The sequence below is a fragment of the Enterococcus sp. AZ088 genome (genome assembly GCF_051714845.1).
Lineage (GTDB): Bacteria > Bacillota > Bacilli > Lactobacillales > Enterococcaceae > Enterococcus > Enterococcus faecalis.
The window spans coordinates 933,728-959,346 of the sequence record NZ_JBIOSQ010000001.1 but is presented as its reverse complement, the minus strand read 5'-3'; the positions used below and the strand labels follow the sequence as shown (position 1 = coordinate 959,346).

24 protein-coding genes and 1 other RNA gene are annotated in these 25,619 nt (G+C 30.0%); 8 read left to right on the top strand and 17 right to left on the bottom strand.

Going from position 1 to position 25,619, the window contains the following annotated elements; translation table 11 throughout:
* Nucleotides 1-3 precede the first annotated feature (3 nt).
* On the bottom strand, nt 4-765 hold the full coding sequence (locus tag IGL17_RS04840; protein ID WP_002365495.1) for a (Fe-S)-binding protein: 762 nt from the start codon (nt 763-765) through the stop codon (nt 4-6).
* A 369-nt stretch (nt 766-1,134) separates the two neighbouring features.
* Between IGL17_RS04840 and IGL17_RS04835 the strand changes: the two genes are divergently transcribed.
* The 4 genes from IGL17_RS04835 to IGL17_RS04820 all read left to right on the top strand — a co-directional run bounded on the left by IGL17_RS04835 (nt 1,135) and on the right by IGL17_RS04820 (nt 4,129).
* The gene (locus IGL17_RS04835) at nt 1,135-1,422 is read left to right on the top strand and encodes a hypothetical protein (RefSeq protein WP_002384728.1); all 288 of its coding nucleotides are present in this window, start codon (nt 1,135-1,137) and stop codon (nt 1,420-1,422) included.
* 485 nt (nt 1,423-1,907) lie between these two features.
* On the top strand, nt 1,908-2,093 hold the full coding sequence (locus IGL17_RS04830) for a hypothetical protein (protein ID WP_002358046.1): 186 nt from the start codon (nt 1,908-1,910) through the stop codon (nt 2,091-2,093).
* A 171-nt stretch (nt 2,094-2,264) separates the two neighbouring features.
* On the top strand, nt 2,265-3,617 hold the full coding sequence (locus IGL17_RS04825) for an amino acid permease (protein ID WP_002382100.1): 1,353 nt from the start codon (nt 2,265-2,267) through the stop codon (nt 3,615-3,617).
* Nucleotides 3,618-3,727: 110 nt separating this feature from the next.
* Nucleotides 3,728-4,129 (top strand): YxeA family protein, encoded by a 402-nt coding sequence (locus IGL17_RS04820; protein ID WP_002358048.1) that lies wholly within the window; start codon nt 3,728-3,730, stop codon nt 4,127-4,129.
* On the opposite strand, the gene IGL17_RS04815 is transcribed toward IGL17_RS04820, so the two are convergent.
* The 3 genes from IGL17_RS04815 to ace all read right to left on the bottom strand — a co-directional run bounded on the left by IGL17_RS04815 (nt 4,126) and on the right by ace (nt 8,674).
* Nucleotides 4,126-4,860, bottom strand: a complete 735-nt coding sequence (locus IGL17_RS04815) for a class I SAM-dependent methyltransferase (protein WP_002386601.1) — start codon at nt 4,858-4,860, stop codon at nt 4,126-4,128. The genes IGL17_RS04820 and IGL17_RS04815 overlap by 4 nt on opposite strands.
* 69 nt (nt 4,861-4,929) lie before the next feature.
* Nucleotides 4,930-6,525: an ATP-binding cassette domain-containing protein gene (locus tag IGL17_RS04810; RefSeq protein ID WP_016617858.1), complete on the bottom strand. Its 1,596-nt coding sequence runs from the start codon at nt 6,523-6,525 to the stop codon at nt 4,930-4,932.
* 124 nt (nt 6,526-6,649) lie between these two features.
* Nucleotides 6,650-8,674, bottom strand: coding sequence for a collagen-binding MSCRAMM adhesin Ace (gene ace / locus IGL17_RS04805; protein ID WP_010714416.1), 2,025 nt, complete (start codon nt 8,672-8,674; stop codon nt 6,650-6,652).
* A gap of 334 nt (nt 8,675-9,008) precedes the next feature.
* On the opposite strand from ace, the gene IGL17_RS04800 reads away from it, so the two are divergent.
* A complete protein-coding gene (locus tag IGL17_RS04800) occupies nt 9,009-9,314 on the top strand; it encodes a DUF6693 family protein (protein ID WP_438760026.1) in 306 nt (101 codons plus the stop codon).
* 138 nt (nt 9,315-9,452) lie between these two features.
* Nucleotides 9,453-9,819, top strand: a transfer-messenger RNA (tmRNA) gene (gene ssrA / locus IGL17_RS04795).
* Nucleotides 9,820-9,916: 97 nt separating this feature from the next.
* Here ssrA and IGL17_RS04790 read toward each other — a convergent pair.
* The 3 genes from IGL17_RS04790 to IGL17_RS04780 form a co-directional block, all read right to left on the bottom strand.
* Nucleotides 9,917-11,089: a tyrosine-type recombinase/integrase gene (locus IGL17_RS04790; protein ID WP_104681416.1), complete on the bottom strand. Its 1,173-nt coding sequence runs from the start codon at nt 11,087-11,089 to the stop codon at nt 9,917-9,919.
* A 12-nt stretch (nt 11,090-11,101) separates the two neighbouring features.
* Complete coding sequence (locus IGL17_RS04785) at nt 11,102-11,470, bottom strand: PH domain-containing protein (protein ID WP_174114711.1); 369 nt, start codon at nt 11,468-11,470, stop codon at nt 11,102-11,104.
* A gap of 140 nt (nt 11,471-11,610) precedes the next feature.
* The gene (locus tag IGL17_RS04780; protein WP_104874988.1) at nt 11,611-12,546 is read right to left on the bottom strand and encodes a hypothetical protein; all 936 of its coding nucleotides are present in this window, start codon (nt 12,544-12,546) and stop codon (nt 11,611-11,613) included.
* A 738-nt stretch (nt 12,547-13,284) separates the two neighbouring features.
* Here IGL17_RS04780 and IGL17_RS04775 point away from each other — a divergent pair.
* Nucleotides 13,285-14,097, top strand: a complete 813-nt coding sequence (locus IGL17_RS04775) for a hypothetical protein (RefSeq protein ID WP_438839738.1) — start codon at nt 13,285-13,287, stop codon at nt 14,095-14,097.
* Nucleotides 14,098-14,204: 107 nt separating this feature from the next.
* Nucleotides 14,205-14,855, top strand: a complete 651-nt coding sequence (locus IGL17_RS04770; RefSeq protein ID WP_104874989.1) for a hypothetical protein — start codon at nt 14,205-14,207, stop codon at nt 14,853-14,855.
* 140 nt (nt 14,856-14,995) lie between these two features.
* Here IGL17_RS04770 and IGL17_RS04765 read toward each other — a convergent pair whose 3' ends face one another.
* The 10 genes from IGL17_RS04765 to IGL17_RS04720 all read right to left on the bottom strand — a co-directional run bounded on the left by IGL17_RS04765 (nt 14,996) and on the right by IGL17_RS04720 (nt 25,603).
* Nucleotides 14,996-17,623: a DEAD/DEAH box helicase family protein gene (locus tag IGL17_RS04765; protein WP_174114736.1), complete on the bottom strand. Its 2,628-nt coding sequence runs from the start codon at nt 17,621-17,623 to the stop codon at nt 14,996-14,998.
* Between the two features lie 2 nt (nt 17,624-17,625).
* Nucleotides 17,626-19,617 (bottom strand): DNA methyltransferase, encoded by a 1,992-nt coding sequence (locus IGL17_RS04760; RefSeq protein ID WP_426030027.1) that lies wholly within the window; start codon nt 19,615-19,617, stop codon nt 17,626-17,628.
* Between the two features lie 139 nt (nt 19,618-19,756).
* The gene (locus IGL17_RS04755; protein ID WP_426030025.1) at nt 19,757-20,548 is read right to left on the bottom strand and encodes a class A sortase; all 792 of its coding nucleotides are present in this window, start codon (nt 20,546-20,548) and stop codon (nt 19,757-19,759) included.
* 58 nt (nt 20,549-20,606) lie between these two features.
* A complete protein-coding gene (locus tag IGL17_RS04750) occupies nt 20,607-22,379 on the bottom strand; it encodes a MucBP domain-containing protein (protein WP_426030023.1) in 1,773 nt (590 codons plus the stop codon).
* A 97-nt stretch (nt 22,380-22,476) separates the two neighbouring features.
* A complete protein-coding gene (locus IGL17_RS04745; protein ID WP_438760022.1) occupies nt 22,477-23,154 on the bottom strand; it encodes a hypothetical protein in 678 nt (225 codons plus the stop codon).
* A 167-nt stretch (nt 23,155-23,321) separates the two neighbouring features.
* On the bottom strand, nt 23,322-23,822 hold the full coding sequence (locus IGL17_RS04740; RefSeq protein ID WP_426030021.1) for a hypothetical protein: 501 nt from the start codon (nt 23,820-23,822) through the stop codon (nt 23,322-23,324).
* A 13-nt stretch (nt 23,823-23,835) separates the two neighbouring features.
* The gene (locus tag IGL17_RS04735) at nt 23,836-24,336 is read right to left on the bottom strand and encodes a hypothetical protein (RefSeq protein WP_174114742.1); all 501 of its coding nucleotides are present in this window, start codon (nt 24,334-24,336) and stop codon (nt 23,836-23,838) included.
* An 89-nt stretch (nt 24,337-24,425) separates the two neighbouring features.
* A complete protein-coding gene (locus IGL17_RS04730) occupies nt 24,426-24,596 on the bottom strand; it encodes a hypothetical protein (protein WP_174114744.1) in 171 nt (56 codons plus the stop codon).
* 42 nt (nt 24,597-24,638) lie between these two features.
* Nucleotides 24,639-24,779 carry a hypothetical protein gene (locus IGL17_RS04725; RefSeq protein WP_174114746.1) on the bottom strand — a complete coding sequence of 47 codons (141 nt, stop codon included), beginning with the start codon at nt 24,777-24,779 and terminating at the stop codon, nt 24,639-24,641.
* A gap of 218 nt (nt 24,780-24,997) precedes the next feature.
* Nucleotides 24,998-25,603 carry a recombinase family protein gene (locus IGL17_RS04720; RefSeq protein WP_174114748.1) on the bottom strand — a complete coding sequence of 202 codons (606 nt, stop codon included), beginning with the start codon at nt 25,601-25,603 and terminating at the stop codon, nt 24,998-25,000.
* Nucleotides 25,604-25,619 lie beyond the last annotated feature (16 nt).

Genomic DNA, 25,619 nt, shown 5'->3' with positions numbered 1-25,619 from the left:
CCCTTACCCTACCGATATGATTTGTGGTTGGTCCATGCGTGCTTCATCCACTTCGTGATTAAGGACTTCTGCAATATGCATAATCTTAATCTTTTTCCCATCACGATTGAATTTACCCCCGATATTCATCAGGCAACCCATATCCGCACTAATTAAAATTTCTGCGCCTGTATCAATCACATCGTTCATTTTTTCCGTCACCATTTGTTCAGAAATAGCTGGCATTTTCACTGAAAACGTTCCGCCAAATCCGCAACAATTTTCAAGATGTCCTAAAGGAATCATTTCTAATCCTTTCACATGATCCAACAAAACAAAGGGTGATTCTCGTTCATTTAAAATTCGCGTCATATGACAAGAACGATGATAAGTGGCTTTCCCATGTAACGTTGCGCCAACATCTTTGACCCCTAAGACACGATAAAGAAACTGACTAAACTCGTAAGTTCGCTCAGCTAAACGTTGTGCTTTTGGTCCATAAATAGGATCATCTGCTAAAAATTTGTGGTATTCTTTCATCATGCCGACACAAGACCCCGCAGGTCCCACCACATAATCGGCACCGTCAAAACTATCAATTTGATTCTTAAGCGTTGTCGTGCTCTCTGTCACATAGCCACTATTATACGTTGGCTGACCACAACACGTTTGGCTTGTTGGTAAAACCGTTTCACAGCCATAACGTTCCAAAACCTCTACCATTGCTTGCCCTACATTTGGAAAAAGTAAATCCACCACGCATGTCGAAAATATACTCACTTTCACGCAAAATAACCTCCTCGTTTTCTACGAAAAGGCTCCATGAAATTAATTGGGCGGCTGTCATTAAAAGTCACTTGGCTGTCGTCTCTAACTACTTCACAGTGCCTTTTCAACAAATACGTTATTTGTAACAAAAATCGTTTTTTAAAATGATTCTTATACAATAATTATTTTACCAGTATCTGGTTTTAACAGCAAACGATTCCAGAAATTTTGTGCATTTTCACACAAAAAAGGAGGCTTTTTTATAAAAGTTTCTTTTAACCCCTTTGAAATTCGTTTTTTCTGAAGAAAAGAGTGACGAAATTTTGAAATTTTGGTAAACTAAGAAAAAACGAGAAACGAGGGCCATGCATGTTCATTTCATTTAACATGTTTATTCTATTAATTGTTGCAACGATCCTAATGATTTTTCTGATTATCTATTTGACAGTCACTGGAAATGATAAAAATAATAAAAAGAAACAAAAGAAAGAAACAAAAAGAACTACGCCAACTTTAAACAAAAAAACAACTGTTCCCCCTTCTCAGAAGCCAAACGTTGTGACTGATGTTGCAAAAAAGAGCGAGCCAGAAAAGCAAGCCGTACAACGAACACAGCAATCAACCACTAGAGAGGACGAGACTTCTCAATTTACACGAAGCCAACGTCATAAATGAAAATGGGCGTGGGATAAAAATCACTTTGGATTTTTACTTCACGCTCAAAAACTGATAAACGGCGGGAACAGAAGCAACACTACGCGTTGCTTCGTTCTCAACAACTTCTAAGAGCTAAACCTCTAAGAGTTGAAGGTCCTTCGGAAATAAGCCGAAATTGTTGAAAATCACGAAGAACGTAGTGATTCGATGATGAACAATACCTACTTGGTCTCCAAAAATTATAGAACAATTTTCAGAAATCCCTTCTTATTGCTGAGAAACACTATTTGCAAAGCAAATAGATGTTAAACAGTACCTACTTGGTTCTAGGAGTTAAACACTTCTGTCCCGACCTCATTTTCTAATTCTTAAGATAATCAGCTGAACAAAAAATCCGCTAGTTGTTTCACTTTTTCTTTTAATTAATGATAGTTTATTCTTCTTTTCAGGTGTATACTAAATGATTGAAAAGAGACTTTAACTAATTAGGAAGAGGTGATTTTTTGTCTGCAAAGCGGTTTATTCAATTATTCATTTGTTATGCTATTTCAATGATTGTCGCAATACTTTTAACGGACTTATTTAATTTCTCGAGTCCTATAGCTTATTTAGTAGTGGCTAGTATCATCGGCTATGTAGTCATTACTGTTCCATTAACAATTATGACTCTATTAAAAAATAAAAATTAATAAAAAAATTGAGCGATTTTAATCACTTAAATTGCTCGATTTTTTTATTTTCATAATATTTTTCACTTATTTTTTCATTTTCATTGACAGAATAGTTGTAATTGTCAGAAAATTGTATATAATAAAGAAAGTTATTTTCATATTATTTTTTTTCAATTAAAGGAGAATCCTATGAGTGAAACACAACAAACAACCTTAAAAAAACAATTAAGCTCGCGCCACATTACGATGTTAGCCTTAGGGGGAGCGATTGGCGCAGGTCTTTTTAAAGGAAGTGGCGAAGCAATTGGTATTGCTGGTCCTTCTGTTTTAATCGCCTTTCTAATTGGCGGTGCTGTTCTCTTCATCGTCATGAGTGGTTTAGGAAAACTTGTTTTAGATGGCGGAGACACACATCATGGTTTGTCTGGCTTGGTTCGACCATTTTTAGGTGCACATTCTGCTGATTTTATTGATTGGGTTTATTATTCCATGTGGACAATTAATATTATCGCAGAAGCGGTTGCCGCAGCTTCCTTTTTACAACTTTGGTTTCCTAATATTCCTGCTTGGTTTTTTGTTTTTATTTTAGCTATTTTAACGACGCTCATTAATCTTTACTCGGTTCGTTTATTTGCAGAAACAGAATATTGGTTGGCGTTTGCTAAAATTAGTGTCATCATTTTGTTAATTATTTTTGGTGTTTATCTGGTGGGACAACAAATGCTAGGCAGTGGTGTCTTCCCTACTTTACAAAGTATCACCGATCATGGTGGCTTCGCCCCACATGGCATGAAAGGTATAGTTAATTCTTTATTAGTAGTTATTTATTCTTATGGCGGTTCAGAATTAATCGCGATTACTGTCAGTGAAGCAGATGATCCTAAAAAAGCCATTCCTAAAGCGATTCGTGGTGTGATGGGACGGATTATTTCCTTCTATATCATTCCATTATTCTTACTTTTGATTATTTTCCCTTGGAATACCTTAGCAGGCACAACGGTGAGTCCATTTGTTATGGTTTTTGAAAAAATGAATATTCCTTTTGCTGCTGACATCGTAAATTTTGTGATTATTTTAGCCTTGTTTTCTTCTATTAATTCTGGAGTATACGCCTCTTCTCGCCTTTTATATTTTCGCTTAAAAGATAAAAAAGGACCCATGAGTAAACTAGCGGTTTTAAACAAGCACCAAGTACCTCAACGTTCAGTTTTCTTCTGCGCCAGTGTTTTATATCTGGGCGTTATTCTTTCTTATTTTGTTGGCGATGAATTATTTGGTTACTTAGCCGGTTCTCTCTCTTACACTGTCTTGCTAATTTGGATTTTAATTAGCGCTGCGGCGTTTGTTCTGTCTTTAAAACGAGGGTCTCTCTTTGAAAAAAGTATTAATCTCCTTGCGTTAATCATTTTAGGTCTCATCTTTATTGGCATCTTATTTACAAATTCGTTAGGCGTCACTCTTTTAACAGGCCTACTGTACTTTGTTATTTTCTTTAGTTATCGTAAGAAAAATGATTCCTTTCTACTCTCTGATGAAAGCTAAATAGACCAAAAAAAACGAACAGTTTTGTAAGATAACTGTTCGTTTTTTCGATGTTCCATCTCCTTCTTCTTTTGCTATGCTATTTTTGTAAATTGTTAGGAGGAGAAAAAATGAAAAAAATCGGCGCTATTTTATTTATTGGCTTATTCATTGTTGGTGGTTATACAGGCTATCGTTATTATGCAGATACATATAAGGGTGAAAAAGCCTATGCACAAGTTCCTCTAGAAATTCCTGAACGAAAACAAACAGTAGATGACAATCAAAAAAGCATAGATGGCCAATATTCTTTACACTATCGACTAACTTTTGTTAAAAGTAATGGAAAAACGCAAGTTATGGACTACGAACGGACAGACAAAAATCCTCAACCTTTGGAACCAAATGCTTACATAGAAGCAACCATTAGTAAAAAAAGAATCATCCAATCTCCTGTCAAAATTGATAAAAAAGAGATTCCAGAAAAAGCTTTCGCACAATTAAATAACCGAAAAACAACCAGCGATAATTAGTCATCGCTGGTTGTTTTTTTACATGGAATCGCAATTAATTCATAAATAATGGTACGCTGATTTTGCTTAATTTCATGAGAACCAAAAATTTCTTGTACGCGTTGTTCTAAAATTGGAACTGACCATTGTTCTTCAAAATAGCTGCGGAAAAAGTCTTTTGAAATAGCTTCTGATGCTTCAAAGAAAAATTTTTTTGTGAAAAAAGGTCGCTGTTCTTTTTTTAGAAATGCTTTGTATTGTGCCATCCATTTTAACTGCGGGTTGCTCTCTTGCTCAAAAGGAGAAAACAACGAATCTTGCTCTTCCACTAGCCGAAATATAAGACACCATTCTTCACTTAATTGGCACAATGCATTAACTTTTTCCGGCGTATCCAAAGCAGGGTTCATCGCTGAAAAAACGACTTGAAATTTTTTCCCAGTCTCAATCAGTCTTTCTTGGCTTTGGTGAAGAAAAACAACGTTGCTTTGTGCTTTTGCTTCCGCAATCTCCAACATTCTCTGAGAAATATCGGCTAGCGTATACTCCGTGACTTGCTCTTGAAAAAAAGGTAAGTATCGTCCCGTCCCACCTGCGATATCCAGAAATGTCTGACACGGAAAAATGCCTTCTTGGACCAAGAAATCACGTAATTCTCGAGCAATTGGAAATGGCGATTCTTGTTGAATTTCTTCATATTCTTCTGCAAATTCATCCCAAAATTCCGCTAATTCTTGCTCATTATTATTCATCAACAGTTGCCCCTTTCTCTCAATTCTTATAAAAAGTGTAGCAAAAGAAGCGCCAAAGAGCTAACAAGTTCACTCATTTAAATCAATAATTTCATCTACAAATCGCAGGGTTTTAGGTCGATGAGTAACCAAAATAGTCAACTTATTGTGGGTAAATCTTTGTACTTCTTGTAACACTTTTTCTTCGGTCTTTTCGTCCAATGCAGAAGTCGCCTCATCTAAAATAAGGATCTCTGCTTGTGTAAATGCTAAGCGTGTGAAAGCAATCCGTTGTTTTTCACCACCAGAAAAATTCATTCCTTTTTCACTCACAATAGTGTTTAAGCCTTCCGGTAACCGTTCATAAAGTTCCCCCAACTGAAAACGATACATAGCTTCAATTACTTGTTCATCAGAAATTTCTTGATTAAATACAATATTTTCTTTCAACGTTCCTTGAAATATTGGCACATCTTGAGATAAATAAAAAACTTTTTCATAATAATCTTCCAAATTAAATTGTGTTAGAGGAAATTGATTCACATAAACTGTCCCCTCTGTCGGCTTCAATAATCCTAAAATCAATTTAATCAGGGTAGATTTGCCTGTCCCACTTTTTCCAATCAAGCCATAGGTTTTGTTCATTGAAAATTGTCGATTTTGTTGGGACATAATCGTTTGACTATCTACGCTAAAACACACATCTTTTAATGAAATTGTTTGAATTTCAGGTAACGCTTTGCCTGGAACCGCTAAATCAGGATCATCTTCTTTTTTATAAAAATCTTCCAAGCGCTGATAGGCTACTTTATCCAAATTATATTGAACAAATAAAACATTAAATATGGCTATCGGCGTATAAATTCGATCGATATACATCACTATCGCTACAAGTCCACCTAAACTTAACGTCACGACGTTAGTAAAACTAAGTACGACAATACTTACTTTGATAAGTGCGACTAACAAAGCAAAAAAGCCAAAGAAAAATTCATGGATCATAGTCATTTTTGTTATATTTTGACTATTTTCCTCTGCCATTAACGCGTAATTTTCAATCTCTTTTTTATATTTTCGATTAATTCTAAAAGTTACTAGTTCTGTCATCCCTCGTATCAAAGTAGCATTCATTGCTTCTTCAGAAATAAGTGTTTTTTCTTTCATTTTTTGTAGCGTTTTCAAAAGTATTTTGGTTAAAATAAATACAATCACATAACCAATTAGAATTGCTGGTAGTAATTTTTTATCAATCAATGCTATGAAAAATAAATTAAATAACGTCTCTGGAATTAGCTCTCGAAATAAGCGCCCATAAAAATTCAAGTGGATATTTCTCCCAGCTGCTGCACCAACTTCTACTTTTTGTAGTAAAGCTCCCGCTCCCAGTTTTAGATATTCTTCATAGGAAATCTTGCTCATTTTTATTAAACTTAATTTCTTCAAATAGAAATAGATGCCATTAGTTAAGTAAGCTTTCGGTTTCTGTTCACAGTAAGACAATAGCGGAATTAAAATAATTGTCGTTCCATACGCTACTAACAACCCTAGTTGGAAACTTTTTTGATAATGATCTAACAACTGTTGAAAAAAATAAATTGCTAAAGCACTACATAATGAAACAATCACGCCAATCAAAATGTACCAAGTGAAGCTTTTCCGAAAGTGCGACCATATTTTTTTAGTCATTTACTCCCTCCTTTTCGAGCAGTACTTACCTTACTGTAGCATAGTTTTTGATTGGCGCCTATCAGCAATTTATCTCCAGATAATAGAAAAGCCCCCCAGCGAAAGCTGGATGGCTTTTCTATTGTTAATTCTTTCTGATTTGTAGATAACTTACACCTAAAACGGCAAATGTACTTGCCAGTATTCCTGCTATTAGCATAAACGGTGTTTTTGTTGTGCCTGTTTTGGGAAGTTCTCGTTGCCCGTTTGCTTCATTTAATTTTTGAATTGGTTCACTAAGCAGTTGGGGAGCCAACTGTGGGCTTCCTTCATTTTTCAATGTATTTAATGGAGCGTTTAGTATTTGTGGTTGATTTTTTGATGTAACATTTTTATTTTTCTCCACAGTTGTTTCTGTGGATGGCTGTTTTTTCTCAGTTGTAGTAATTTCTTTTGTTGGTGAGACATGAACTTCTGGCTGGCTGCTTTCTGCCGTTTCCGTTATACCATTCTCTTCAGTTGTTACGCTTGGTTTTTCAGGTATGATTGGTGCAATCGTGCCTAGTGTTTCACTTTCATCTGGATTTTCTTCTTCCGTTGGCGACACATGGACTTCTGGTTGACTGCTTTCTGCAGTTTCCGTTGTGCCATTCTCTTCAGTTGTCACACTTGGTTTTTCAGGTAGGATTGGTAAAATTGTACCTAACGTTTCACTTTCATCTGGATTTTCTTCTTCCGCTGGTGAGACATGAACTTCTGGTTGGCTGCTTTCTGCGGTTTCTGTTGTGCCGTTCTCTTCAGTTGTCACACTTGGTTTTTCAGGTATGATTGGCTCAATCGTGCCTAGTGTTTCACTTTCATCTGGATTTTCTTCTTCTGTTGGTGAGACATGAACTTCTGGTTGGCTGCTTTCTGCAGTTTCTGTCGTGCCATTCTCTTCAGTTGTCACACTTGGTTTTTCAGGTATGATTGGCTCAATCGTGCCTAGTGTTTCACCTTCATCTGGATTTTCTTCTTCTGTTGGTGAGACATGAACTTCTGGTTGGCTGCTTTCTGCGGTTTCTGTTGTGTCTGTCTTTTCACTTGTTTCTGTTGCCTGTTCCGAAGTAGGTGTCTTTGGTTCCCATTCATCTATTGTCTCTAAAGGAATGTCTAGACTTTCTTCTGTTGGCATTTCCACATTTTGATTGCCGCTTGCCTCGCCTTCTACAAAAACATTTTTAACCTGTGATGTATTTTTTTCATTCGTTGCGTCTTGATTGTTTAGTTGATAATTGATGTCATAACTATTTTCAAATGTTGCTTGATGTTGGCCTGCTTCTGTGATTGTCGAAGTGTAACGGACGATAAAGGAAGTAAAGCGTGCTTTATCCCGATAAAAACGTAAGTTAAAGTCATTATCTGTTACGAAGTCAATTTTGCCATAACCTTGTTGCTCAAACTCGGCAAGTGAAATATATTTAGTTTCTTTGTCATTCACAATATCAAATGTAAAACTCTCTTTATTTAATTGTTGACCACTTCCTTGTCGATCCGCAATTGAAATATCTTCTGTGACATCGGATTTATTGAGGTTCACATTTAAAAACCAACGTACTTGATTTGACTCTCCAGCCAAATCGCCTACTTTATAAAAAAACGGATAGTCTCGCTCAATTTGGCCAGTCTCTGTGTTAGTCACTCCTTCAATCGTCAAACGTTGAGTCGCCGTTGCTGTTCCGAAATCCGTTTCTATCACATTCGGTTGAGAACTATTGGTGATAAGCGTTTTAATCCCGAAAGAAAAATGCCCATTCACATTATGTAAAGATTCAACTTTTTCGTTAAATGTTGCTACAACATGATCTTTATAGATAAAAACTTCCCCTAAACCATTTAAATTGATTTTTCGTGGTGAACTATCGTTCTCGGTCATTCCAACTAGTGCGTCTGGTAAAGTTAAAGTAATAGTATCTCCAGGTTTTATTTTCTGATTTTCTTTGTCACTAAAAGATACTTTAATTGAGGTCATCTCTCCTTGATATAAAGTAGTGTGATCTAATTCTACTTTGTCAACGATTGAACTTTTGCTCAATTCGGCGCCAAACGAAATTGGACCAATCAATAACGCCCCCGCAATTGGTAGAATCATTACCAACAGTAACACTAAAAATTTTACACTTTTTGTCATAAAAAATTATTCACCCTTCTTTTCTCTTATTTTTTCCACTTAGTGGTCTTTTTCAGAAGTTGACAATAGCAAAAAGATATATCTCACACAATATTAATGCTCATTTAAATAGCCTTTTTTTAAAATTTCTAATTCACTTTCTAAGGAAAACGGTTTATTATGGTAGTTACATTAGATAACATTTGTTACAAAATATCTAATGCTGCCAAATTTGAGTTGCATAAATAACATATTTCACATCAATAATGAATAAAAATACTTATTTCATCCTCATTTTGTTTCCCAGGCCATTTATTCTTGTTATAATAAAGTTTATGAGATAAGGAGGAAAAGAATGAAAAATTCATATTTTGACGGTGGTTTAGCAACGTATATCGGGACTTCAATTTTAGCAACCTTGATTACTGTCTTTACATTAGGCATTTGCGCACCTTGGGGAATTTATATGATGTACAACTGGAAAATCAAGCATACCGTTATTGATGGTAAACGCCTTTATTTTGACGGTACAGCTATGCAATTATTCGGTCATTGGATTAAATGGCTTTTATTAACTATAATTACTTTAGGAATTTATGGTTTTTGGTTGAATATCCGTTTGCAACAATGGATTACAAAACATACCCACACACTTTCATAAAAAGAGGAAGGATGAACTGAGTTACGGTCCATCCTTCCTCTTTTTATGAATATCTAACAGAGTGTTATCCTACTCTTTGAAAAAACAAGGAATTTATGCTATACTTTGATAAGTATCAAGGGATACTTATGTTATTTCGGGGGCGTTACGGATTCGACAGGCATAGTTGAGCTTGAATTGCGTTTCGTAGGTTACGGCTACGTTAAAACGTTACAGTTAAATATAACTGCTAAAAACGAAAACAATTCTTTCGCTTTAGCTGCCTAAAAACCAGCTAGCGAAGATCCTCCCGGCATCGCCCATGTGCTCGGGTCAGGGTCCTAATCGAAGTGGGATACGCTAAATTTTTCCGTCTGTAAAATTTAGAGGAGCTTACCAGACTAGCAATACAGAATGCCTGTCACTCGGCACGCTGTAAAGCGAACCTTTAAATGAGTGTCTATGAACGTAGAGATTTAAGTGGCAATATGTTTGGACGCGGGTTCGACTCCCGCCGTCTCCATACTTTAAAAAAAAGGTGTCTTAAAAGCTTGATGCGACAGCATTTATAAGTTTTTAAGCATCTTTTTTTGTAAAATGACACAATAATGACACAAAATTTTTTAATTTTTTAAAATATAGTCTGCAAATTTGTTTGCCGTTTCCACTTTAATTTGTTTAGAAACATGGGTATATATATTCATTGTTGTTTTTACATCTGAATGCCCTAATCTCTCTTGTACTTCTTTTATTGTAGCTCCTGCTTCAAATAATAAACTACAGTGTGTGTGCCTAAATCCATGAGTTGTAATATAGCTTAACTCTTTATTTTTCTTCAAAACTTGCAAGATATACTTTCTTGTACTTTGCGGATTCATCAATAAATTGTTACTATTACTAAATATTAATTGGCTATTTTTTACAGTAAACCCTTCAGATTCAAGTTCTATTTTTTGATTTATTTTCCACTCTTTTAAGACTTTAATTGTTGAGTCATCTAAACTAATTGTTCTAAAGCTTTTATTATTTTTAGGTGTATCGACATATAACTTAGATTCATAGCCTCTTGTTAGTGCTTTATTGATAGATACAGTTTTATTTTTAAAATCTATATCTTTCCAATTTAAAGCCAATGCTTCGCCTTTTCTCATACCCGAAAATGATAATAAATAAAATAAAGTATAAGCTTTTTGATTATCTAAACTTCTCAATGTTTCTAAAAATAGTAATAATTCCTCTTTTGTATAGTAATTTTTCTTTTCTTCTTCGCCTATTTTTTCCTGTTTTTTGGGCATTATTAGTTTTTTTAAAACATTAAAATTTGACTCGACTAACTCTAAGTGTATTGCATAATCTATAACATTTACAGCATAGTTATAGTATCTTTTATATTTAATTTGAGTATGATTAAACCAAGAATTTAAGACTTCTTGTGCATATGCAATAGTTATATCATTAATATCTAAATGCCCAAATGCTTTTAAAATGTGATTATCAAATATCTGCTTAGTCTTAGCTGATGTTGATTGTTTAACAGTATTTTTATATTGAGCAAACCATTTCAAATAAACATCTTCAAAATTAGCTTTTCTTTTTTCTCTTTCAATTTTTTCTCTTTCTAGTTTTTCTAAAAAATCTATTTGTAATTGTAGTTCTGCTTTTTTTGCATCTGTTATTGTATTAAATCCTCTTTTTGTTGTTTGCACTGATTTACCATTTAAATCTTTGCCTAAGTAAGTTTTAAACAGCCACTTTTTTTCGCCACTTTTGAGTTTGTAATCTTTAAATGTTGCCATTTCAAAACACCTCTATATCATGCTAATTAAACTATTTAGTTGTGCTTTTTGACTGATTTTATAAAAAATAGTATCTCTTCTAGCATTAGATACAATCAACTGTTGCTTAAATAATCCCTTTTTTAATTTAATATCAGTAACACTACTTAAGCTAATCACACTAATTTTAGCAGACTTAAAAAATTGATTAGTTGCGATAATCATTTTAGATTTAGTAGTAACTACAAGACAAAGATTATTGTCATTGTCACAACAATCAAAAGCACTAATTATAATGTCCGATGATTTGACTTTAGTTGCGATTGCTTTTAGCAACTTATTATCATAAATTTCTGCATTACATTCTTTTTTAATTTTAGTTTTCAGGTCTTTAAAGTCCATATTTATCAGCTCTTTCTTTATGTTTTGTATTTTTGATAAATGGACCATACCATCGATATTGTATCTAATCAAGTACAATATTTTTATTTTGAACATAGAAAAAGAGTTAAGAGAACATTCCCTTAACTCATAATTATGATTTACATGAAATAAGTATCAAAAATAGAAATCGCAAATAAATATTGTTGTGCAGATTGAAATGCACCATCAAATACCTCTTGATTTAGATAAACAGTTTGATTATCAGAGGATAGTGAAATGTAAGTTTTTTGAATAAAGGACTGCTTTTTTGCATCATCAAAAACATTATTTAAAACAGCGATATAAGGAGTAGTTTCGTCTGTAAAATTACTTAACATTAAAGAAATATCCTTAGTTTCTATCCCTTGTTTCGCATGAACCGGCTTTAATGCAAGAAGAGATTTTTCTAATCGGTTTTCTTCAGTTACTACATCTTTAACTGTATTTAAAGTAATCAATACTTCTCCATCTTTTTCAGTAGCTAGATAATAGTTAGTCTCTCCTGAACCTTGATTTAAATATAGAGTATAAAACTTGTCATAATTACTAGAGTCTATCTTTAAATTAGAACCAATATCTGAAGGTATTGTCACTTCAGCTTTAGCATCTTCCATTTCATCTTTAGAATTATCAGCATAAAAAAAAGGAATTGTTGCATCAGGACTATAATATAAAAGACTAAATTTTTCACCATCTCTATCAAATTGTTCATACATCCCCTTAGCTGAAACTAAAACATTAGTGTGAAAAATATTTTCTGATAGATAATCAATTTTATTGTCTTTCGATACCTTTGATTTACTCTCATCATTTTTAAGATTTTTAAATTCTTCTAATACATCATCTTCTTTTACTTCATTATATATTTCTGTTTCTAATGTTTTACTACTACTACTTTCTGTTGTTTCATTATTACTAACACTTACTTCTACACTACTATTAATACTTTTAGCCTCATTAACCTGTGTTTTTTGACCTGCTTTAAATGCTGTAAAGATTATTACTGCTAAAACACAAATTGAACCTATTGATAAAATCACTTTCTTTTTCGACATTTTTAAACTCCTTTCAATCTATTAATTTAATTATGTCAAATGTGATTTTATAAATCAATCTAAAAAAGAATTAGTAAAAAAATATCGAAAAACACACTTAAAAAATGACCCTTTAAAAACCTTGATTTTATAAGGGTTTTTATTATGTTGACAAATTTTCCATATTGTTGAAACATTAAGGTTTTAAGCATCTATTCTTGAAAAAACACCTCACAGATTCAATTAAAAAATAATTATGGGTAATTCTACACTAACTATTCAATTTAAAGCATTTTTTATCTTGAATAATTTAAATATCTAATGATAAACAGTTAATAAGTATTGATATATCAAGGTTTTAAGTATTTTTAAATAGAGAGCAAATTTTACATTTTTGACTAAACTTAAAAACATCTATAGTAAGTAAGCAAGCTCTGCTTGCTAATACTCAATCATTAATTTTAGAAAAATAAGTGCTTTAAAGCTTGATATATCAAGGCAAACCTTTTATACCCCCCCTAAAGTAATATTATATATTTATATAGGGGGGGTAAGAAGCAATTAAAGTAAAGATATTGTTGATATATCAGTATTTAGCTTACATTGATAATGATTAATTTATGTAGTATATTACTTAATCTTATGTATTGAATAAATAGAAAGATACTTAAAATTGACTATAGACTTATTAGATGCTATTAATTAGATATAGATTAATATTGTATCTAATCAAATAAAAAAAAGAGAGGAGTGTTTATTATGAAAATTGATGGTAGATTAAAAAAGAGTAACGAGGAAATAGTAAAGACTTATGTTTATTATCTTAATTTGATATTTAAACAAGCAACAAAAGTACCTTTTAGAATTAAACAAAGTAACAATGTTACAGAATTAATAGTTACTTATGATGTTTTAGAATATGAATTTAGGGATTATTCAAAAGCTGATGTTGTTAGAATCTGTAAAAACAGAAATTTTACAGATGACAGTCAAATAGATAATCTAATAAAAGAGTTATCTAAAAATAAAGCACTTCAGATTTTTAAAGATTATCAAAGTTTTTTAAATACAAATATTACTGATAGTAATGATACTTTAGATAAAGATTTATTTGTTAGAAATTTGACTGAAGCTATTACTATAAACACAAAATATTTAAAAACTAAATACAACATAGATATTGATTTTGAAATCATTTATTTAGCTAATAAATATATACACTTTGATTGTAAAACATTAGAAGCATTAGATAATAAAATACCTGATTTTAAACTTTCCGATGAACAAGTCGAGCTTATATATAAAGAGAACGATAGTAATGCAGTCGAAAATGTATCTTGTGCAGTATATAGTTGGATTATGAATCATTTAGATACAACAACTAAATTAGCTTTAGCTAATCAAGATGATTTAAAGGATATGCTTGCAACATTTGCTCAAGTCAGTAATGCAAAATCAGTCGAATTATGTAGAAATAAAGGATATCTGTGTATCAAATATGATAATAAGTTAAGCGATACTTTTTTACTGATTAGCTCAGACCCTCAATATTTAAAATCATTAATTATTTAAAGACTGTTTTTACAGTCTTTTTTGTATGTTTTTAAATATAAAAATTGATTAATTATATTTGATAGTGTATTATGTACTCATAAATTAAACTAAAGGACTGTATATAAATGATGGATGAAGTAATTAAAGAAATCGAGGAGCATTTAGAAAAAGCGAAGAAAAGAGCTAAATTAACAAATAAAGATGTTTTAAAAGTGCAAAGTGGAATCTATTTTGAAAATCACTTAAACCATCTAATTATAATTTATTTAGGTGAAATGAATAAGTATCTAAAAGCAAGTAAAGAGCCTAAAGAATTTAAAAATGTGTTAAAAACTGACTTTATTGACAATGTTTTGTTTAATTATTTTAAGTCAAATAAATTATGGGATTTAGAATTAGAAGATATGTTAAAGGATAGAGAAAGAATTCAAAACTTAGGTGATACTTTACTCGATAAAGTTTATAAAGGACTACCTTTAAGAACATTATTAAAACAGCAAAAAGGAACAGTCGGACTCTACACAGACTTAGAAATATTCAACAAAATTATTGAAACTACTCCTTTAATTTTTCCAAAAATTAATGGTAATAAAGCACTTTTAGTCAATTTAATAATGAAAAATTACTTTATTAAATATTGTGAAATGCAAAAAGAGGCTTTTGTTTCTAATTCTGAAGGTATTGCTAAAATGTTAAATTATAAGTTTACTGATAAACATTTTCAAAACTATTTTAAAATCAATAAATTAACTAATGACAATTTTAAAAATATATAAAAAACTAGTATTGTCCTATCGATTTAGTAGTTTTACATTTTAATTAATATCTTCATTTGATATTCTTAAAATGTAAACTCACAACCTTTTATGACAATACTAGCTTTATTTGATATTCAAGATAAGATTAATTAGTTCAGCTATTCACCACTGAATAATTCTAACTTACCATCTAAAACCTCACCATCATTGATTTTTTCTGATAGTTCATTAACAAATTCTCGTTTATTCTTGTTGTTGTAAAACTTAATACCAACTAATTTAACATTATCATTTTCTCCTATGATTTCAATATCTGAACCATTAAGAGCATATAGCATTTCTTGCTTCCAAGCATCTTCTTTTTCCCTATCCTCGCCCTTTGGCTCGACAAATACTTGATAGACAAACTCTTCATTTTCTAAATAAAGGACAAAGTCAGGCATGAAACCTCTCGTTCCGCCAAATTCAGTTAGTTTGTATCTAGTTGCTTTTTCATCATTTCTAATTAGATAAACTTGTTTATATTTAGCTTCTAATTCATGAATAAAACTTCCCATCAACTCTACCATCGCATATTCTAAACGGTTCATAATAGCATCAGTATAAACAAACCAATCCTTCCCTTTCATTTGATGAAGTTCAATTCTTTGAGTAATATGTCCTGTTTCATAAAGAGGAACTACCACTTCATAATCTCTCAAAGTATCCTTAATAGCTACTGGTCTGAACACTTTCAATCCAATCTCTTTTTGATAATTTTTGCGAATTTTTTCTTCACAATAAGCTAAGAACTTATCAATAATTTCTAGCTTTTCAAAAGCTGTTAAATCAGTTATATGCTGTCCTTTAGGTAAGGAAACTTTGATTGAAACACCATTAAAATATTGTTCACTATCAATTAATTCATCTTTAGATTTCAGCAAAGGTAGATACTTTTTAAGGTTCACAAAACGGAAAAATGGATTTCTTTGCAAAGCTTTTTTAAAGAATCTCTTATCAACTGTTAAATATTCAAATTCTCTTTGAATAACAGTGTCATCATTAATATTTCCTTTGTAATCAGTTTCCACAGTTGAACCTATAAATTCAGTTTCCCATTCTTTAGTAATAGTGAATTTTTCTAAAGAGCTATAATCTTCAGGAGTTGTTTCTCTACTTTCATTCACAAATAAATTCCCTTGTTTATAAACACTTGAATTTTTGAAAGAATGTTTTAATTTTGTAGATAAAATTTTGACCGTTTCATCACTTGAACTAATTAAATTAACAGCATTCATTGATTTTTCAAGGTTAGCCAAATAGCCTTTTTCATTAATTGTGTGATAATGTAATGCTTCTAATATTCTTAAATCATTGTTTTCATTATCAAATCTTCTTTTAAAGCTTTTCTTATTCTCATATTCAAAAGGAAAATATCTTGCTCCCCTACCAATCAATTGTGCTTCACTGTCTGTTGTATTTCGAGTAATCCCTGCACCTTCAGAAATTCTGACAATATCATAAAGATTCAAAACATCCCAACCTTCATTTAATTTTGCTACTGCAAAGATAACTCTGATAGGATTATTTATATTTTCCAAGCTGTTCAGTAACACTGCATTATCTACACTCAACATATTCTTTTCATTCGCATTTAGAATGTTTCTGGGTTCAAAATCCTCCTGAATTTCTCGAATAACAGTATCTAAATTTTGTTCTAAAAAATAAGAAAAGACTTTATAAAGTGTAGAATTCGATGATACTGTTGTTTTTCTTTGATTAATATACTTAATTAAACTTTCAACAGACAAATTCTCTATGATAGCATTAAACTCTTGTTGTTTTTGTTCAGAAATTTTAATCTTACTTGATTTAAACATGATAATAGGTTTGAAATAAGAAATACCACTTTCCCTAGCTATTAATTTTCTGTATTGACTTAATAAGAGGGCATCTTTCATCTTCTCATCATCATTATCAGAAGATTGGAGTCTTAACACATTTTTTGAATATCCATCATTCATAAATTCGCCTAAGTCATATTTATAAATAATTTTATCACTATATTTTTGGGAAATATTTTTATCATCCATATTGATTGTTGCTGAAAATTCTAAGAGTTTATTATTCGTTCTCAGATATAACATTTTATTAATAGTATTTTCCCAAGAAGTTTCTTCCTCTTTTTCTTTCTTTGTGGAAGCATTAAAATGATGGGCTTCATCTCCTAATATGACAATATCTTCCTCTTCCAAACTATCTAAAGAAATACCATTTTCTTTGGGTTTATTTAATTCTCCATGAATCTTTTGAATAGTAGTCAGCTTTAGATAAATAGTATTTTTATCTTTAACAGCAGGAAAATTGTCCACTGCTTGAATCATAATTTGTTCGCCATCAATAAAAATGCCATTAGAATTAAACAAATACTTATTTGACTGTGTATTTAACATATTTTCTTGTGTTTTCTTGATAATCGCATCAGTATTTACAAGGAAAATAAAGTTCTGATAATTGAACTCTTTGTATAAATACAACATCAAACTAGCCATAACCATAGTTTTCCCTGAACCTGTCGCCATATTAAATAATAGTTGCTTTCTTTGAAAACCTGCATCACTAATTCCTGCAAGTAAATTATCATCTTGCATAAATTGAAATCTTCTGAATGCTTCTTCTTGATAATGGCGAAGTTCATCTTTAAGATTAGCTTTTATATACTCAGGAACTTCATGGGGATTATTACTTGTATAAAACATATTAGACATTTGACTGTCTAACCATTCATATAATCTTTCTTTCGCCATGACTATTCCACCTCGCCATTATAAAAACTATAGTTAAAGGATTTGTCACTATCAGAAATAAGTACATTGGTATCTTCAATTTCTGAATAAGGCACATATAATTGATTCTTATCTAATGCTTTCTTAAAAATTGCTTTTTGTTCGTCAAAAGTTAAGTCATTGAAAGTAACAGAACCCTCTTCTTCATCATGTTCTTTTAACAATTCATTCACTAGTTTCTCTTTGTCTAATTGGAAATTTAAATCAGTATTGTTATCTAATTCATCCCATAAGTCAGCTAATTCTTCTTTAGTTGATACTTGGTCAATTTTGTTCATATATAATTGATTTAATTCCATCAATTCAGCATAAATAAATGAACCTCCACCTTGCCAATTTACATCTTTAGAAATTCCGCCTTGTTCGCCTTCAATTACTTTTTGAAGCCTTGGAACAGAAACTGTATTGATATAATCCATCTGTTCAATACCAATAAATCTTCTATTCATTTTCATTGCTACAGATTGAGTAGTTGCTGAACCCATGAAAAAGTCTAGAACTATGTCATTTTCTTTGGTATTTAATTCTATTAATTTACATATAAGTGATTCTGGTTTTGTATAATCAAACAGTCCTTTTTCTATCAATGTATTTGCATGTTTAGTTGCATTATCATTTGAATATTTATTTTCTGTAAATTCTAATGTAGATAACGGTTTTGTTCTAATTTTTGAAACAATTTCATATTGACCATTAATTTTCTCGATTTTTACTTTTTGATATGTTTTAGTATATATTCTTGGTCGAGTTCCACTGGTTTTTAATTCAATAAAGCCATTTTTCAACCCAAATTCATATAAATCTTTACTCCATCTCCATGCCCAATCAGCTCTATTAAATTCACCCGATATTCGTTTTTTATACATTTCCTGATTACCACCAGGAACAAGTAAAAAATCTTTAATTTTTATTTCATAATCTAAAGATTTATTATATTGTAAACTATCATAATCTAATGTTTGATTAAGTTTATAATATCCTCGACTATCAAAGTATTCATCTTTAAACTTAAAATTCTCGTCATTATGACGCATAGGGTATAATATTTTAGAGACATCTTTTTTTGAATACAACAAAATATAATCATGATTCTTTGCAATGATATCTGTGGACTTCCCGCCCTTTTTTGTTATTCTAGGAAAAATAGAAATTAAATTATCTCGTCCAAATAGTTCATCTAAGAGAACCGTAACATATCCTATCTCGTTATCATCACAATGCAATGCTATTATTCCAGTATCTGATAATAGTTCTCTAGAAATCAATAATCTATTCCTTATAAAGGTTAGCCATGAGGAATGATTAAATCTATCGTTATACCTAAAACTATCATTTTTCGTATTATATGGAACATCAATATATATAAATTTAACTTTCTCAGCATATCTTTCTTTTAATGAATGTAAAGCTAATAAGTTATTTCCTTTAATAATTAAATTATCTTCATTACTAAAAGAATCAACTGTATGTTTTCCATCAGCATCATATTTTTTTACATTCACTAGTACTTTAGGTGATAACAGGGTATCTATTTCATCTCTGGCAATAACTTCATTATAGAAAACTTCTTCTTTTCCAGTATCTTCTTTGGTCATACCACCTTCTAAGACACAATCTTTGTAAGGAAAATCTAACACCACATCAGTATTGTATTGAAGATACTTACCTTCACTTGACAATCCAATGGTGTTCGAATATTTAGTATAGCTATCTGCCCAGTAGTCTTTATACCTCAAAATATCAATAAATTCTTGCACTTTAAAAATAACCACATCTCCAGCTTTTACCGAATAGTTCTCTCTAATCTTTTGATTCTTCAATAATGCTGAAATTAAAAGTGCATCATAATTTTTTAAATCATCAATAACAACTGGTCTTTGTAATTCTTCCCCAATCCAATATTGAGGGAATTCTTTTAAAATATCTTTTATTTGTTGCATTAATCTAGTATCCATTTTTCATCTCCTAGTGATAATCTTGTCCTTCCTTATTATATCAAGCAACATACAAAAAGTCATGAGAAAATAAAAAGCCCTAATTAAAGGACTTTATACTGACTTTGCTGACAGAAAAATTTGTTTTTCTATCAAACAATCAGTTATTTAAGTTAATATCTGTAAGCACTGCTCTAATAACTACCCTATTTTGAGGTATTTTTGACCCGTCATCATAGCAAGTATAGAGTGTCAAAATACTATAATCTTTTATATCATTCAAAATCCATGTTTCATCTTTAGATACTATAAAATCATTATAAACAGTGTATTTGTAAATATATTCACTGTCTTTTAAAACGATAGTATCTCCTCTTTCTAGCTGATTAACATTTGTGAAAAGTAAGTTGCTATTACTAATAATATGACTTGCCAATACAAAATTTCCTCTTCCCATTATTTGATTTTGCTTATTTGTGACTGCACCAGAAAGCATTAAATCTTCTTTATTTTTATCATTTACAAAAGGTTTCCCCTCAAAAATCGATAGTTTTAAATTGATTTTAGGTATCTCGATACTGCCTAATTTATTTAATTTATCAGTTGTTTCTAGAGATTGATAGCTATTTTCTATAATTTCTTCTTTTATATCTAAATCAATAGGTTCTGTATTTTCTTCCTCTTTAGATACTACTTGATTTTCATTCTTTTTACTAACCCCTCTCTTTTCCTTCACTTTTTCAATATTATCTTTAATTTCTGCAATATCATTTTTACTATTATCAGATTTTGTAACAATAATAAACTCATTATATTTCTCAATATTATCAGCTATTTCTTGATTGTCATTTTGAGTTAAAAAGATTAACAACAAATAAAAAGTAGTAAATACTAACAGCATAACAACAGCAACTTTTCTTAAATTTTTTAAATGTATATATAACTTTTCCATCAATCCCCCTCCTTTTTGATAAAAAAGAGAGTAACGGTTAAACTACTCTCTTTTAACCTTATTTTTTGAATCTTTTAAAAGTTATAAATACTAATAAGCTCATAATTGCTGTTGTTGCTAATGCTAATAAAATATTGTTGTTACTGTGATTTGTTTGATAAAGCTTGTCTTTCTTATCTTCTTTTTTAGTATCTTCTTCAGTAGTTTCTTTTTCTGTATCTGTTGATGTTGCTGGCTCTACTGGTTCTACTGATTTTTCATGTTCAGTAGGTTCTTGTGGTTCTACTGGTTTTTCAGGAGTTATTGGCTCTTGTGGTTCAGTAGGTTCAACTGGAACTTTTGGTTCTGTTGGGTCTGTAGGTTTGACTACTTTTTTATAAATAAAATTGATAATAGAATCCTCTTTAGTAAAAACTCCTCCTTGATTTCTTATAGACATCTGTTCATTGAATATATATCCATCAATATCAATAGCAGACACAAAATACTTATTACCAATAAAATCCAAAATTTCTTTAGATTCAACTATTTTATTACCATCTTCATCTAAATAATTGACAATAACTTTTCCTATTTCAATTATTGGTTCAATTTTAGAATAAGTAAAAACTATTTCACCACCATCTAATCTCAACCAAAGACCTTGTTTTTTGTTGCTAATTAAATTATACCCATCAATTTCTTTAGCTTCATATTCATAATATTTATCTGTTAATAAGTCTTTGTGTATTTCTTTCTTTAATAAGTCGTTTCCTTGTTCATCAACATATCTAACTGTTATATCAGCTTTTTTTTTTAAATCAGGGTTGTAAAAAAAAGTAATTTCACTGTCTACTGTGCTACTTACACTAATAGTTTTAGATTCTTCATTTGCTAAATATCCATCAATTTCTTTAGCATAAAATGTTTTATCTCCATCAATTTCATTTAAAACATAATCTGATTCTTTTATTTCTTCTTTTGTTTGAAAATCAACATAATTTACTTTTGTATAATATAAAGCATGTTGATTTGTATCGCTACTTATCTTTTCAAAGTCAGAATCAACATGAGATTGAGAATAGATATCAGATGTAATATTAATTGTATTTCTATGTCCAAAAACTTTTGTTACTTTATATCTAAATACTACATGTGTATTTTCCATAGAAATTGGTAAATTACTGATTGCATCATTATATGTTACTGTTTCAGTTGATGTAATTGCTTTACCATTTTTATCAGTTTCAAAATTATACTCTTTACCATTTAACACATAAGTATCTAATAATTCTAAAGTTGTATCATCATAATAATCTACAATTTCTTTATCTAATGAGTAGTAAAATTTTAAATTATCATAACCAACCCATAAATTTGGTTCATCAAATTTTCTATGAGTACCATACAATTTATCATTACTTGATTGTTCTACAACTACAATATCTCCTACTTTAGGTTCTCTAATAGTTGTATCATTTTCAAAATACATTCTTGTTTTTGTTTTAAATCTTAAACCTTCATTTTCTGTGGTACTTAACATTTCTCCTTGAATTTCTGGTAATGCTTGAAACCCTTCTTTTGTTAATTCTTCTGAATAATTCCAAGGATTTTCTTTAACTTCAGTTACTTCACTTTCATTTACAACTTTTTGATTGCTTTGTATAACTTCAGTTGATTCAGCAATTTCTCCAGTTTTATCAACATTTTCTGTTTTATCTAATTCTTCCGCTTTAGCTACTGTATTGTTACCTAAAATATTTGAATTTAGCTGTAAACCACTTGCACCTAAACTTGCACCTACTATTGTTAATAATGCTATACTACTTAATTTTTTTACTATTTTACTCATTAGTAAAATACCTCCTTTCTATTTATTTTTTAGGTTTTTTAAAACCTTTAGTAATAGCTAAATAGTTGATATTTAGCTATTTAAAAAGCTTTAATTATTATCTTATTCTGCTCAATACTTTTTGACCTCTACCATAAGCTCTATCAATTTTTGCATTTCTGCTTTTAATGTCACTATTATTATTATTTCTTTTACTTTTAAATAATTTAATTGCAATTGTTGATATTACAATAATCCCTAATAATGTTCTAATACCAACTGCTAAAAATCCTGCAAATCCTGAAGGAACACTTGAAAATCCACTACCAATGAATTGATGTTTAAGTGCTTGTTTTGTTGATTCTTTTAAGTCATTATTAGCTACTTGCTCTTTTGCTGTATCGATGATTGATTTATCTTGATTTTCTGCATCTAATGCTTGTTTCTTTGTTTTATCTGTAAGTAATATTGATATAAAGTTACTTGTTTTTGTAAATATATTTTTATTATTTGTTTCTTTGCTGTATTTGATTGCATCATCTAATTTAGCATTAAATTTGTTAGCAAATGCTCCACCTTTACCTACAAGTTCTTTAATGTCTCCTTCTTTTTTGTTCATAGTTTCTATCAATCCATCTTTGTTTACATTATCTTTATTATCTTTAGCTATTTGTGTTGTTTGATTAGCTACATCTGCTACTGTATCTAATGCATCTGCATTTGCTGTTGTTGTTGCCATTGTCATCATCATCATTGTTGTTAATGCGAAAGTCATTATTGTTTGTTTAACTGTCATTTTAAACACTCCTTTGTTTTTTTATTTACCTCATTTTTCAAATATTGTATTTATTTAAATATAATATTTATCTCCATAGTTTATTTATAGCGTACTTAATTTAAATAGTCAAATTTGAACAACACTTTTAACCAAACATTGTTATATCAACAAAAAAAGCCTTAAATTTAAGGCTTTTTTAAGTATTTATTTGCTTCAACTATTTTTAGATAGTTTTTATAAAAGTATTTTTTATCTTTGTTTTGTTTATTAGTTTTAATATTAAATAGTGTTTGTTTTGTTATTTTAGATAATTTAGCATATTGATTTACCGATATTTTATTAGATTTAATTGCATTTTCCATTAGTTTGATTTCTTGATTGATTATATCTTTATTTTGCTTCAAATCTAAGTATATTAGATATAACTTTAAATTATATCTAGGGTTTTTTGATTGTTTAGTATTAAAATAAGTTGTGTCACTTAAACTGTATTTTTGCCTAAACACTTTAAAAATATCAACTTTGCAATCAGCTAATGCAGTATCAATTAAGCTTTTTGTCTTTGTATAATCAAATCTAATCACTTTAGTATCTTTAGTATATTGATATACATTATTTCCTAAATCTTCAAATTCAAAAACAATCTCTTTATTTTTTTCTTTATTCAATATCTTTACTTTTTTCATTTTTTCACCTCTCTTAAAGATTTTCAAATATTGTAATTCCTGCAATTCCATTAATTTTTGTTGTAGCTATTACTGATTTATCTGTTTTTGCAGTAGCTGTTACTCCCATCCTTAAATTGACACTGCCATTAGAATAACTTTCCATAAATTCCTCAAAAGTTGGATATGTTGTTCCTCTTGAATGAAATTTAAACCCTAAATTTAGCTTTCTAGATTTAATTTTTTCTCCACCTTGGTCTAAAAAATCAAAAGCTTTAGTAAACTCATTGATATAGTATTCTTCAGATTGATTTTTCTTTAAATTCTTTATTTCGTTTGTTTTCTCAACAATAGTGATTTTTGTTATAACTTTAGGGTCAATTAAATCCTCTGCTTGCTCTAATCCATCAGTAAATATATTAGCCAATGTTGTATTCAGATTATCTTTAAATAATACATAACTAATTAATATAAATATACCAAAAATCACTATTGCAACAATCACAAATAGTCCTTGACTTGCTCCATTTGTCATAATTGACACCTCCTTTTATAATAAAAAAGCTTTAGATACTAAATAATTAATATCTAAAGCTTATGAGTATCTTCCTTAATTTAAAATATTTAAGCTACATAATTTAAGCTTGCCTCTGCATTGCTTGTAGCATTTTTAAAAATACCATTGAGCGAATCTTTTAAAGTATCTCTAAATAGCAAGTATGCTATCAATACAAATATACCAAAAATAACAACAGCAACAATTACAAACAAACCTTGTGATGCTCCATCAGTCATTAAGCCTCCCTCCCACTTTTTATTTTTATTAAATTGTATCTATTAAATAGCTACAATAGTATAGCCTTGTTTATCTAATTCTATATCTTTCCCATTTTCTTCATCTTTTGCTGTTAAATAACCAACAATTTTTCCATTTTTTAATACTTTGCATGTGCTATCTTTAGTTTTTTTCTTTTGCATTACTCCTTCCTCCTGTTTTTTTTCATGTTCATACCAACTTTTATTGTATTTAAATAAATATAATATTATTCCGTATATTTATATTAGCATCATCTAAAACTGTAGTCAATTTTAAGTATCATTGTTGTTTATTACTATTAATTAAAAATAGCTTACTATGTTAGATATTTAAACTTTTTAATAAAAAAGTAAAGCAAAAATAGTGCTTGTGATAAGCACTATAATTTACTCATATTTTTCATATCTTGCCACTCTTTTTTTCTTGTTGCTATTGTTTTTTGAGAAACGCTAAAAATGCTTGCTAATTCTTTATTTGTATATTTATTTTCTTCAAAATGCTGATGTAAATGCTTTAATTGATTAGTATTCAACTTATGTTTTCTTCCTTCTTTATAACTTGAGTCATTTTGTCTTTTATACTCTCTACCTTCCAACATTCTTTCAGCTATCAAATTTCTTTCAAATTCTGCAAATGCTGAAAACATAGTAAACATAAGCTTTCCAGTAGGCTTGTTGTCTAAAATCCCCATATTTAAGATATTTAAGGTTATTTCTTTACTAGTTAACAATTCAGCTATTTTTAAAGCATCTGCTGTATTTCTTGCTAATCTGTCAAGTTTAGTAACAATTAAGGTATCATTTTCTTTTAAAATTTCTAATAACTTATTAAAAATAGGTCTATCTTTTGTGTTTTTTCCTGATTCATTTTCAATATATATATTTTCTTCTGACACTCCTTCAGCTTTTAATGTTTCTATTTGTTTTAAATATGTTTCTTTTTCAAACTGACTTCTTGTCGATACTCTTACATAACCATATTTCATTTTTCATCCTCTCCAT

Excerpts from the sequence above, each read along its gene's own strand:
- IGL17_RS04815 (WP_002386601.1), bottom strand. The coding sequence starts at position 4,860 with ATGAATAATAATGAGCAAGAATTAGCGGAATTTTGGGATGAATTTGCA.
- IGL17_RS04735 (WP_174114742.1), bottom strand. The coding sequence starts at position 24,336 with ATGACAAATGGAGCAAGTCAAGGACTATTTGTGATTGTTGCAATAGTG.
- IGL17_RS04745 (WP_438760022.1), bottom strand. The coding sequence starts at position 23,154 with ATGACAGTTAAACAAACAATAATGACTTTCGCATTAACAACAATGATG.
- IGL17_RS04725 (WP_174114746.1), bottom strand. The coding sequence starts at position 24,779 with ATGCAAAAGAAAAAAACTAAAGATAGCACATGCAAAGTATTAAAAAAT.
- IGL17_RS04835 (WP_002384728.1), top strand. The coding sequence starts at position 1,135 with ATGTTTATTCTATTAATTGTTGCAACGATCCTAATGATTTTTCTGATT.
- ace (WP_010714416.1), bottom strand. The coding sequence starts at position 8,674 with ATGACAAAAAGTGTAAAATTTTTAGTGTTACTGTTGGTAATGATTCTA.
- IGL17_RS04740 (WP_426030021.1), bottom strand. The coding sequence starts at position 23,822 with ATGAAAAAAGTAAAGATATTGAATAAAGAAAAAAATAAAGAGATTGTT.
- IGL17_RS04765 (WP_174114736.1), bottom strand. The coding sequence starts at position 17,623 with ATGGCGAAAGAAAGATTATATGAATGGTTAGACAGTCAAATGTCTAAT.
- IGL17_RS04730 (WP_174114744.1), bottom strand. The coding sequence starts at position 24,596 with ATGACTGATGGAGCATCACAAGGTTTGTTTGTAATTGTTGCTGTTGTT.
- IGL17_RS04755 (WP_426030025.1), bottom strand. The coding sequence starts at position 20,548 with ATGGAAAAGTTATATATACATTTAAAAAATTTAAGAAAAGTTGCTGTT.
- IGL17_RS04770 (WP_104874989.1), top strand. The coding sequence starts at position 14,205 with ATGATGGATGAAGTAATTAAAGAAATCGAGGAGCATTTAGAAAAAGCG.
- IGL17_RS04750 (WP_426030023.1), bottom strand. The coding sequence starts at position 22,379 with ATGAGTAAAATAGTAAAAAAATTAAGTAGTATAGCATTATTAACAATA.
- IGL17_RS04780 (WP_104874988.1), bottom strand. The coding sequence starts at position 12,546 with ATGTCGAAAAAGAAAGTGATTTTATCAATAGGTTCAATTTGTGTTTTA.
- IGL17_RS04790 (WP_104681416.1), bottom strand. The coding sequence starts at position 11,089 with ATGGCAACATTTAAAGATTACAAACTCAAAAGTGGCGAAAAAAAGTGG.
- IGL17_RS04800 (WP_438760026.1), top strand. The coding sequence starts at position 9,009 with ATGAAAAATTCATATTTTGACGGTGGTTTAGCAACGTATATCGGGACT.
- IGL17_RS04775 (WP_438839738.1), top strand. The coding sequence starts at position 13,285 with ATGAAAATTGATGGTAGATTAAAAAAGAGTAACGAGGAAATAGTAAAG.
- IGL17_RS04785 (WP_174114711.1), bottom strand. The coding sequence starts at position 11,470 with ATGGACTTTAAAGACCTGAAAACTAAAATTAAAAAAGAATGTAATGCA.
- IGL17_RS04825 (WP_002382100.1), top strand. The coding sequence starts at position 2,265 with ATGAGTGAAACACAACAAACAACCTTAAAAAAACAATTAAGCTCGCGC.
- IGL17_RS04810 (WP_016617858.1), bottom strand. The coding sequence starts at position 6,525 with ATGACTAAAAAAATATGGTCGCACTTTCGGAAAAGCTTCACTTGGTAC.
- IGL17_RS04820 (WP_002358048.1), top strand. The coding sequence starts at position 3,728 with ATGAAAAAAATCGGCGCTATTTTATTTATTGGCTTATTCATTGTTGGT.
- IGL17_RS04760 (WP_426030027.1), bottom strand. The coding sequence starts at position 19,617 with ATGGATACTAGATTAATGCAACAAATAAAAGATATTTTAAAAGAATTC.
- IGL17_RS04720 (WP_174114748.1), bottom strand. The coding sequence starts at position 25,603 with ATGAAATATGGTTATGTAAGAGTATCGACAAGAAGTCAGTTTGAAAAA.